Annotated in this window: 11 protein-coding genes; 3 read left to right on the top strand and 8 right to left on the bottom strand. The window is 67.1% G+C overall.

Going from position 1 to position 9,282, the window contains the following annotated elements; translation table 11 throughout:
• Positions 1 to 77: 77 nt before the first annotated feature.
• The 3 genes from AC5JJ6_RS28580 to AC5JJ6_RS28590 all read left to right on the top strand — a co-directional run bounded on the left by AC5JJ6_RS28580 (position 78) and on the right by AC5JJ6_RS28590 (position 3,127).
• A complete protein-coding gene (locus AC5JJ6_RS28580) occupies positions 78 to 1,574 on the top strand; it encodes a helicase HerA-like domain-containing protein (RefSeq protein WP_496045312.1) in 1,497 nt (498 codons plus the stop codon).
• A gap of 33 nt (positions 1,575 to 1,607) precedes the next feature.
• On the top strand, positions 1,608 to 2,867 hold the full coding sequence (locus AC5JJ6_RS28585) for an MFS transporter (protein WP_496045313.1): 1,260 nt from the start codon (positions 1,608 to 1,610) through the stop codon (positions 2,865 to 2,867).
• A gap of 107 nt (positions 2,868 to 2,974) precedes the next feature.
• A complete protein-coding gene (locus tag AC5JJ6_RS28590; protein WP_496045314.1) occupies positions 2,975 to 3,127 on the top strand; it encodes a hypothetical protein in 153 nt (50 codons plus the stop codon).
• 10 nt (positions 3,128 to 3,137) lie between these two features.
• Here the strand turns inward: AC5JJ6_RS28590 and AC5JJ6_RS28595 are convergent, their stop codons facing one another.
• The 8 genes from AC5JJ6_RS28595 to AC5JJ6_RS28630 form a co-directional block, all read right to left on the bottom strand.
• Entirely contained in the window at positions 3,138 to 3,827 is a 690-nt protein-coding gene (locus tag AC5JJ6_RS28595) for an ABC transporter permease (RefSeq protein ID WP_496045315.1), read from the bottom strand.
• Between the two features lie 4 nt (positions 3,828 to 3,831).
• Positions 3,832 to 4,536 carry an ABC transporter permease gene (locus AC5JJ6_RS28600; protein WP_044428912.1) on the bottom strand — a complete coding sequence of 235 codons (705 nt, stop codon included), beginning with the start codon at positions 4,534 to 4,536 and terminating at the stop codon, positions 3,832 to 3,834.
• A 27-nt stretch (positions 4,537 to 4,563) separates the two neighbouring features.
• A complete protein-coding gene (locus tag AC5JJ6_RS28605; RefSeq protein ID WP_496045316.1) occupies positions 4,564 to 5,412 on the bottom strand; it encodes a transporter substrate-binding domain-containing protein in 849 nt (282 codons plus the stop codon).
• Positions 5,413 to 5,471: 59 nt separating this feature from the next.
• Positions 5,472 to 6,281 carry an ABC transporter ATP-binding protein gene (locus AC5JJ6_RS28610; RefSeq protein ID WP_496045317.1) on the bottom strand — a complete coding sequence of 270 codons (810 nt, stop codon included), beginning with the start codon at positions 6,279 to 6,281 and terminating at the stop codon, positions 5,472 to 5,474.
• A 147-nt stretch (positions 6,282 to 6,428) separates the two neighbouring features.
• Complete coding sequence (ccmI, locus tag AC5JJ6_RS28615; RefSeq protein WP_496045318.1) at positions 6,429 to 7,847, bottom strand: c-type cytochrome biogenesis protein CcmI; 1,419 nt, start codon at positions 7,845 to 7,847, stop codon at positions 6,429 to 6,431.
• Positions 7,848 to 7,851: 4 nt separating this feature from the next.
• Positions 7,852 to 8,331, bottom strand: coding sequence for a cytochrome c-type biogenesis protein (locus tag AC5JJ6_RS28620; RefSeq protein WP_496045319.1), 480 nt, complete (start codon positions 8,329 to 8,331; stop codon positions 7,852 to 7,854).
• Positions 8,328 to 8,858 (bottom strand): DsbE family thiol:disulfide interchange protein, encoded by a 531-nt coding sequence (locus AC5JJ6_RS28625; protein ID WP_496045320.1) that lies wholly within the window; start codon positions 8,856 to 8,858, stop codon positions 8,328 to 8,330. Before AC5JJ6_RS28625 ends, AC5JJ6_RS28620 begins: the two co-directional genes overlap by 4 nt.
• Before the next feature lie 26 nt (positions 8,859 to 8,884).
• Positions 8,885 to 9,282, bottom strand: a 398-nt coding sequence (locus tag AC5JJ6_RS28630; RefSeq protein WP_496045321.1) for a cytochrome c-type biogenesis CcmF C-terminal domain-containing protein, incomplete at its 5' end; no start/stop codon positions are given.

Here is a 9,282-nt window from a genome sequence, read left to right on the forward strand (position 1 = left end):
CTTCCACCGGACGCTGGAATTCCCCACGAATACTGCCATTCTCAACCCTGTCGAAACCTGGACTGAGGAGCGGCGGCATGACGGCGGGTGATTCGATCTTCGTGGGGAAGGGCGGGGGAGAGGCTCAGGCGCTCCTGCTGAAATACGCCAACCGGCACGGGCTGATCGCCGGGGCGACGGGGACCGGCAAGACCGTCTCGCTCCAGGTGCTGGCGGAAGGGTTTTCCAAGGCCGGCGTGCCGGTCTTCCTGGCCGATGTGAAGGGCGACTTGGCGGGGATCAGTCAGGCGGGCGGGGCCAATCCCAAGATTGCCGAGCGGGCCGCCTTGCTGGGGATCGCCGACCACGCGATGGAGGCCAACCCGACGGTGGCCTGGGATGTCTTCGGCGAACAGGGGCATCCGATCCGGGCGACGATTTCCGAGATGGGGCCGCTGCTGCTGGCGCGTCTGCTGGACCTGAACGACGTCCAGGAAGGCGTCCTGAACCTGACGTTCAAGGTGGCGGACGACGAAGGGCTGCTGCTGCTCGACCTCAAGGACCTGCGGGCGATGCTGGCCTATGTCGCCGACAACGCCTCCGCCCTGGGGACTCGGTACGGCACGGTCAGCAAGGCTTCGGTCGGTGCTATCCAGCGGCAGTTGCTGGTGCTGGAGCAGCAGGGGGCGGAGAAGTTCTTCGGGGAGCCGGCGCTGGAACTGGCCGACCTGATGCGGGTGACGCCGGAGGGGCGCGGCATCGTCAGCCTGCTGGCCGCCGACAAGCTGATGCGCTCGCCTCGGCTCTACGCGACCTTCCTGCTGTGGATGCTGGCCGAGCTGTTCGAGGAACTGCCGGAGGCGGGCGATTTGCCCAAGCCCAAGCTGGTGTTCTTCTTCGACGAGGCTCACCTGCTGTTCGACGATGCGCCGAAGGCGCTGGTCGACAAGGTGGAGCAGGTGGTCCGGCTGATCCGGTCCAAGGGCGTCGGCGTCTATTTCATCACCCAGAACCCGCTGGACATCCCGGAGGAGGTGCTGGGCCAGTTGGGCAACCGGGTGCAGCACGCGCTGCGCGCCTTCACGCCGCGCGACCAGAGGGCGGTGCGGGCTGCGGCGGAAACCTTCCGTGCCAATCCGGAGTTCAACGCTGCGGCCGCGATCCAGGAACTGGCTGTCGGCGAGGCGCTGGTGTCGCTGCTGGAGGACAAGGGCATCCCCGGCGTCGTCCAGCGCGTCATGATGGCGCCGCCGGGGTCCCGGCTGGGGCCGATCACCGCGTCGGAGCGGGCGGCGCTGCTGACGGGCAGTCCCGTCAATGGAATCTACGACCGCCCGGTGGACCGGCAATCGGCCTACGAGCATCTGCGCGACCGCGCGGCGAAGCCGGTGGTGGAGGCATCGGCGTCGGGTTCGGGCTATTCCAGGCCGGGCGGTTCCTCTTCCAGACCGGCGCCGGCTCCGAAGCAGCCGCGCGCGGCTGCAACGCGCCAAAGTCCGGGGGAGGCGATGGTCAACAGCGCGCTCCGCAGCCTCGGAACTCAGTTGGGCCGGCAGATCGCGCGGGGTATCCTGGGCGCCATCATGAAGCGCTGAGCCGGCGCTTCGGGCGGACGGGAGCGGTATCGAGTGAAGAAGCGCGGCGCAATCCTGTCCTGGTGCTTCTATGACTGGGCCATGTCGGCCTACAACACGGTCATCGGCACCTTCATCTTCAGTGTCTACTTTACCCGCGGGGTGGCGGAATCGGAAGTGATCGGCACCGCCCAATGGGGCAGGGCGGTGGCGGTATCGGGCATCGCGGTGGCGGTGCTGAGCCCCTTGCTCGGCGCCATCGCCGACCGCAGCGGGCGGCGGAAGCCGTGGCTGGCGCTGTTCACGGCGCTGACCGTGGCGGGGACGGCGCTGCTGTGGTTCGTCAGGCCGGACCCGGCCTATGTGCTGCCGTGCCTTGTGCTGATCGCCTTGACCAACGTGGCGTTCGAACTGGCGAACGTCTTCTACAACGCGATGCTGCCGGCGCTGGCGCCGCCGGGCTTTACCGGGCGCGTCTCCGGCTGGGGCTGGGGGCTTGGGTATATCGGAGGCCTGGGATGTCTGGTGCTGTCGCTGTTCGGGCTGGTGCAGGCGGAAAATCCGCTGTTCGGCCTGATCGGGACGGAGGATCAGGCCAATGTCCGGGCGACCGCCCTGCTGGTGGCGCTTTGGTACGCCGTCTTCGCGCTGCCGCTGTTCCTGGTGACGCCGGACCAGCCTTCGACCGGGATCGGGCTGGGACAGGCGGTTCGGGCGGGGCTCAGATCGCTGCTGGACACGCTGCGGCACATCCGGCGCTACGGCAACATCGTCCGCTGGCTGATCGCCAGCGCGCTCTACCGCGACGGGCTGAACACGCTGTTCGCCTTCGGCGGGATCTATGCGGCGGGGACGTTCGGCATGACGTTCCAGCAGATCGTCCTGTTCGCGATCGCGCTGAACGTGGCGTCGGCGGCAGGGGCCTTCGGATTCGCTTGGATCGACGACTGGATCGGGCCGAAGCGGACGATACTGGGCTGTCTCGTAGGGCTGATCGCGTTCGGCACTTCGCTGCTGTTCGCCGAGTCGCAGACCGCCTTCTGGGGCTTGGCGCTGGGGCTGGGGATCTTCGTCGGGCCGGCGCAGGCGGCGGGACGGACCATGATGGCGAAGCTGTCGCCGCCCGCGATGGAAACCGAAATGTTCGGGCTGTACGCCTTATCCGGCCGGGCCGTCTCGTTCGTGGGACCCCTGGCGCTGGCGTGGGCCACGGAATCGTTCGGGAGTCAACGGGCGGGGATGGCAACCATAGTCCTATTGCTGGTGTTCGGTCTCGTGTTGTTGTGTGCAGTGCGGGAAGAGCGCACAGTGTGACGAATGGCTGACCGATTGCCGCATCGGTCATTTCAGGCAAGAATCTTCTTGTTGCTGCGCAACATTTGGATTACTCCGCCGATCAGAGACGTAGATGGAGAGATACGATGCTGAGCTACCACGACCTGGAAGACTTCATGGGTATCAACGACGCTCTGACCGGCTCCCGCGTCAAGCATCGCGAGACGGTGACCGCCTCCAAGCACGACCGGGGCGATGCCGCCGACGATGCCTCGGTCGACGAGGACGCGGAAGGCTGACGGCGCCTGCTCAGGCGGGACGCCGCAGATAGGGCGTCAGGCGCCATTCCGCATAGCGGATCAGGCGGGTGATCAGGAAGTTGATCACCAGATAGATCGCACCCGCGACGATGAAGACCTCGAACACCGCGAAGGTCTGGGAGATGATCCGGCGTGCGATGCCGGTGATCTCCAGCAAGGTGATCGTGCTGGCCAGCGAGCTGGCCTTCACCATCAGGATCACTTCGTTGCCGTAGGCGGGCAGGGCCTGCCTCATGGCGATGGGGGCGACGATCCGGCGGAACACCAGGAAGCGGGAATAGCCGCAGGCTCGGGCCGCCTCGATCTGGCCTGGGGGCACCGACTGGATGCCGCCGCGGATCATCTCGCTGGTATAGGCCGCCGTGTTGAGCGTCAGCGCCAGGATGCCGCACCAGTAGGGCTCGCGCAGGATCGCCCAGAAGATGCTGGACCGGACTCCTGGGAACTGGCCGAGCCCGTAATAGATCAGGAAGATCTGGACCAGCAGCGGCGTGCCCCGGAAGACGAAGACGTAGGCAGCGGCGAAGCTCGAGGCGATCCGGCTGCCCGACAGCCGCATCAGCGCGATACCCGCCGCCAGGACGAAGCCGAACAGCAGCGCCAGCGACACGAGCTGAAGCGTGACGGGCACGCCCGCCAGCAGTTTCGGCACCGCATCCCACATGATGGACAGGTTCATCTTCTCAAGCCCGTCTGACGCCGCGATTGGCGTGCTTTTCGGCACGGTCGAACGCGTATGTGGAAAGGGAAGTCAGCACCAGGTACAGGACGGCCGCCAGCACGTAAAACAGGAACGGGTTGCGCGTGACGCCGGCAGCGATCTGGGCGGAACGCATCAGTTCGGCCAGCGCCGTCACCGAGATCAGCGCCGTGTCCTTCAGCGTGAGCTGCCAGACGTTGCCCAGGCCGGGCAGGGCGTAGCGCAGGGTCTGGGGCAGCAGGATGCGGAAGAAGATCTGCCCCCTGCGCATGCCGACCGCCCGCCCGGCCTCGATCTGGCCGAACGGGACGGCCTGGATGGCGCCCCGGATGACTTCGGTCGAATAGGCGCCCGAGATCAAGCCGACGGACAGCACGCCGATCGTGAAGGCATTGACCTCGATATAGCCGGTGTAGCCGAACAGGGAGGCGATCCCCATCACGGCGTTGCTGCTGCCGAAGAACAGCAGGTAGATTACCAGCAGTTCCGGCACGCCGCGAACGACCGTCGTGTAGACTTCGGCGATGGCGCGGGTGACGATGCCGCCGTTGAGCTTGGCGGTGGCGCCCAGTCCGCCGAACACCTGCCCCAGCGCGAAGGAGCAGAGCGCCACCGCCAGCGTCATCAGCGTGCCGCGCACCAGTTCGTCGCCCCAGCCGGTGTCGCCCCAAGCGAGCAGCTCAAGCATGGGGCGGATACCGGCCCGTCGTCACCCTTACGACCCTGATTTGATCGAGATGTCGTAGCCGAACCACTGGGTGGAAAGCTTGCCCATCGTGCCGTCGGCGGTGGCGTCCTTGATCGCCTTGTCCAGCTTGGCCTGAAGCTCGGTGTCGCCCTTGCGGACGCCGGCGCCGACGCCTTCGCCCAGCAGCCCGCGCGAGAAGGCCGGGCCGAACTTGGTGATGTCCTTGTTCTGATCGCTGGCCGCGATCAGGCCGTTGATCGCCGAGCCGTCGGCGACCAGCGCGTCGATGCGCCCGGACACGAGGTCGAGGCCGAGGTTGTCGACCTTGTCGTAGGTCCGCACCTCGACGCCGGGCATCATCTGCTCGACCATGTTCTGCTGAATGGTGGAGACCTGGACGCCGACGGTCTTGCCCTTGACGGCGGCGGCGGTCTGGTCGATCAGCTTCTGCTCGTCCGGGGTGATCGTCGCCATATCGACGGCGGTGGTCGGCAGGTTCAAGGCCAGCAGCGGGCTGCCCTTCATGGCGGCGAAACTGGTCGGTTCCGTGGCGTAGGGGCCGGCGAAGGAGATCACCTGCTTCCGCTCGTCGGTGATCGACATGCCGGCCATGATGACGTCGTATTTCCGCGACTGGAGACCGGGGATGATGCCATCCCAGTCCTGGGCCATCACTTCGCAGGTGGCGCCCATGCGCTTGCACAGTTCGGCCGCCAGATCGATCTCGAACCCGATCAGCTTGCCGGAAGCGTCCTGGCCGTTCCACGGCAGGTAGGCGCCTTCGGTCGCGATGCGGATCTTCGTCTGGGCCTGGGCGGCGCCGGCGACGGTGAAAAATGCTAGTCCGGCCGCGAGGGCTGCGAGGGTCTTCTTCACTTTACTGCCTCCTGTTCATCGACATTCGTCGCTGAGCTTTTTTTGATTGGATTGGTGATTCAGAGATTGCGGGCGAGAAACTGCCGACACCGGTCGGATTGCGGATTGGCGAGCACCTGATCCGGCGGGCCGTGCTCTTCGATCCGGCCCTGGTGCAGGAAGATGACCTCGCTCGACACTTCGCGGGCGAAACCCATCTCGTGGGTGACGATGATCATCGTCATGCCCTCCTCGGCGAGCTGGCGCATGACGCGCAGGACCTCGCCGACCAGTTCGGGGTCGAGCGCGGAGGTCGGCTCGTCGAACAGCATGACCTTGGGCTGCATCGCGAGGGCGCGGGCGATGGCGACCCGCTGCTGCTGGCCGCCGGAAAGATGGCTGGGATATGAGGACGCCTTGGCGGCGAGGCCGACCTTCTCCAGCAGGGCTTCCGCCCGCTCGACCGCTTCGCGCTTGGGCACGCCCAGCACATGGACCGGGGCCTCGATGACGTTCTGGAGCACGGTCATGTGGGTCCAGAGGTTGAAGCTCTGGAACACCATGCCAAGGCGGGAGCGGATGCGGTCGACCTGTTTGGCGTCGGCGGGAACGGCGCCGTGGCGGCCCTCCTTCATGCGGATCAGCTCGCCGTTGACCCAGACGCGGCCCTCGTCCGGCGTCTCCAGCAGGTTGATGCAGCGGAGGAAGGTGCTTTTTCCCGATCCGCTCGACCCGATCATGGAGATCACGTCGCCTTCATGGGCGACCAGGGAAACCCCTTTGAGGACTTCGAGCTTGCCGAACCGCTTGTGAAGGTCTTCGACGACGATGGCGGCCCCCGGGACGGGGCTTGGATTCAGGTTATCCGGCGAGGACTGGGAAAGGGCCATGCTTCCGTTCTGACTCGTGCCAAGGACAGGAAACAGGCTAGCCGCGCCGCAGGTGCGGCGCAAACCCGATTTTCGGTACGCCGATAATTTAACGAGAAAACGAACCGAAGGGTTGTGGCGGTACCCGGATGGATATGTTTTTCAATGTCATCCGCCCTGCGCCAGCCCGTTCAGCCGGGACTGGACTTCGGCATGCTCGGGGGAGCCGGGCTGAAGCTGGGTCAGCAGCTTGCCCCAGAACTGGGATGCTTCGCCCTTATTGGCGGTCCGCGCTGCGTCAAGGCCGAGGAACCAGAGCGCCTGCGGGTTGTCGGGCTGGAGGGCCAGAACCTCGCGCAGGACCGCGACGGCGGCGGGAGGCGGCGCGTCTTCCTCGCCGCCGGCGACCATCAGCGCGTCGGCGTATGCCATCAGCACGTCGACGCGGCCGGGGGCGGCCTTGGCGCCGGACGCCAGGGCCTCGACCGCTTTGTCCTGCTCGCCCAGCACCTTGTAGGCGCGGCCGAGGCGCAGCCAGCCGTCGGCGTCGTTGGGGTTGTCGCGCAGGCGGGTTGCGAGGCCGTCCACCATGTTTCGGATCATCCCCTCGCGCTGCTCCGGCGTCATGTCGGCGGCGCCCGCCATCTGCTCGCGGGTGGGACCCGGTGCCGCGGCTTCGCTCTGCGGCATGGCGGGGAGCGGCTGCGGCATGACGGAGGCGACGTCGATGCCGAGTTGCCCCGCCGTCTCGGTGATGCGCTGGCGGACCGTCGGCAGCCACGGCGCATCGGCCGGGCTCTGCGCCGCCAGCTCGACCCAGCGGTCGAGAGCGCCGCGCATGTCGCCGGCCTGTCCGCGCGCCAGCGCCAGATAGTAGCGGGCGCGGGCGTCGTGGGGATCGGCCTGGAGCACCGCTTCGAAGGTGCGGGCCGCTTCTTCCGGCACCATGCCCTGGTTGGCGGCGATCATCGCCTCCGCATAGGAGGATAGGATGCCGGGCTCCTTGCCCTGGCTGATGCCGACGGCGTGGCGGTAAGCCTCGACACTGTCGTCGAAACGGCCCATGCGGGTATAGGTCTGGCCCATCAGCAGCCAGCCCTGGAGATCGTCCGGCTCGTCCTTCAGGTGCTGCTCCAGCTTGGCGATGGCCTGCATCACCTGGGCTGGCGCACCGTTGTCGGGCTTCGTTTCACGGGACGCGAAGGGCTGTCCGGGAAGGTTGGGCTCGCCGGTCGGGATATAGACGGCGAGCGCGCCGACGGGGATCACCACGCACAGCGCCAGTGCCACCGCCCGGCTGGCCTTGCCGGAAGAGACGCCGGGCGAAACCTCGCGCTTGCCTTCCTCCGCCACCGCCAGCATGCGGCGGCCGATCTCGGTCCGGGCGGCCTGGGCCTGACGGTCATCGATGACGCCGCGCGCAAGGTCGCGCTCCAGCTCGGTCAACTGGTCGCGGTAGACTTCCATGTCATAGGCGGCGCGCGGTCCAGGCGCCGCTCCGCCGGTCTGGCGGCTGCGCAGCAGCGGGGTCAGCACCAGGGCGGTCACGGCCGCCGTCATCGCGGCGGCGACGATCCAGAACAGCATCACTTCAGGTATCCTCGCGCAGCAGCTTGTCGAGCCGCGCTCGTTCTTCGGGTGTCAGCGGAGCCTCGGTGTCGCCGGCGGCGGCGGGGCGGTTGCGGCCGCGCAGGAACAGCGCCGCTCCCAGGGCCCCCAGCAGCAGCACGACCACGGGACCGATCCAGAGGACATAGGTGCTGGCCTTGAACGGCGGGCGCAGCAGGACGTAGTCGCCGTAGCGGGCCGTTATGTAGCCCAGCACGCCGGAATCGTCGTCGCCGGCCACCAGCCTTTCGCGGACCAGCACGCGCAGGTCGCGGGCGAGCGGTGCGTTGCTGTCGTCGATCGACTGGTTCTGGCAGACGAGGCAGCGCAGTTCCTTGCTGATCTCGCGGGCGCGGGCTTCCATCGCCGGGTCCTTCAGGACCTCGTCCGGCTGGACCGCGAAAGCCGGGGATGCCAGGCCCAGGAAGAGGGCAGCGGTTGCAACGCCAAGGAAGCGTCTCATCCCTGAAGCTCCTTGATCAGCGGCAGGATATGGCGCTCGACCTCGTCCGGCATGACGGGGCCGACGACCTTGTAGCGGATGCGGCCCTGGGCATCGACCACGTAGGTTTCCGGCACGCCGTAGACGCCCCAGTCGATCGAGACGCGGCCGTCCTGATCGGCGCCGATGGCGCTGTAGGGATTGCCGCCCTGGTTCAGCCAGCGGATGGCGTCCTCCGGCTTGTCCTTGTAGTTGATCGCCTTGACGGTGACGCCCTGCTCCTTGGCCAGCCGCATCAGCACGGGGTGCTCGATCCGGCACGGCACGCACCACGACGCGAAGACGTTGACGAGCTGGACCTTGCCCTTGAGGTCGGCGCTCGCCAGACCCTGGCCGTCCTTGAGCAGCGGCGGCAGGGTGAACTCGGGCACCGGTTTGTCGATCAGGGCGGACGGCACGACGGACGGGTCGCGGGTCAGCCCCAGGGCGAAGTACCCGGCCAGCACGGCGAACAGCACAAGCGGCAGGATGTAGATCAGGCGGCGCATTTCACTGGCACTCTATAAATGACGTCTCATTCGGCGGGCAGGGGAACCGGCTGGCGGTTGCGCTTCTTCTCCGGCACGCCGACCCGGAAGCGCCGGTCGCTGAGCGAGACGCAGCCGCCGGCCACCATGACCACGCAGCCGATCCAGATCCAGGGAACAAGGGGATGGTAGTACAGGCGGGTGGCGTAGGCGCCGGTGCCCTGCTGCTCCTGTCCCAGCACGACGTAGAGGTCGGACACGAAGTTGGTCCGGATCGCGGCCTCCGTCGTAGACATCCGGGTGACCGGGAACCAGCGCTCCTCGGGGTGGAGCGTCGCCACGAACTTGCCGTCGCGGCTGACGGTGAAGGTCGAGGATTTGGCCTGATAGTTGGCGACGGGCCGTTCGTGGACCTCGTCGAAGCGGAGTTCGTATCCCGCGATCT

The organism is Skermanella sp. (assembly GCF_059503625.1).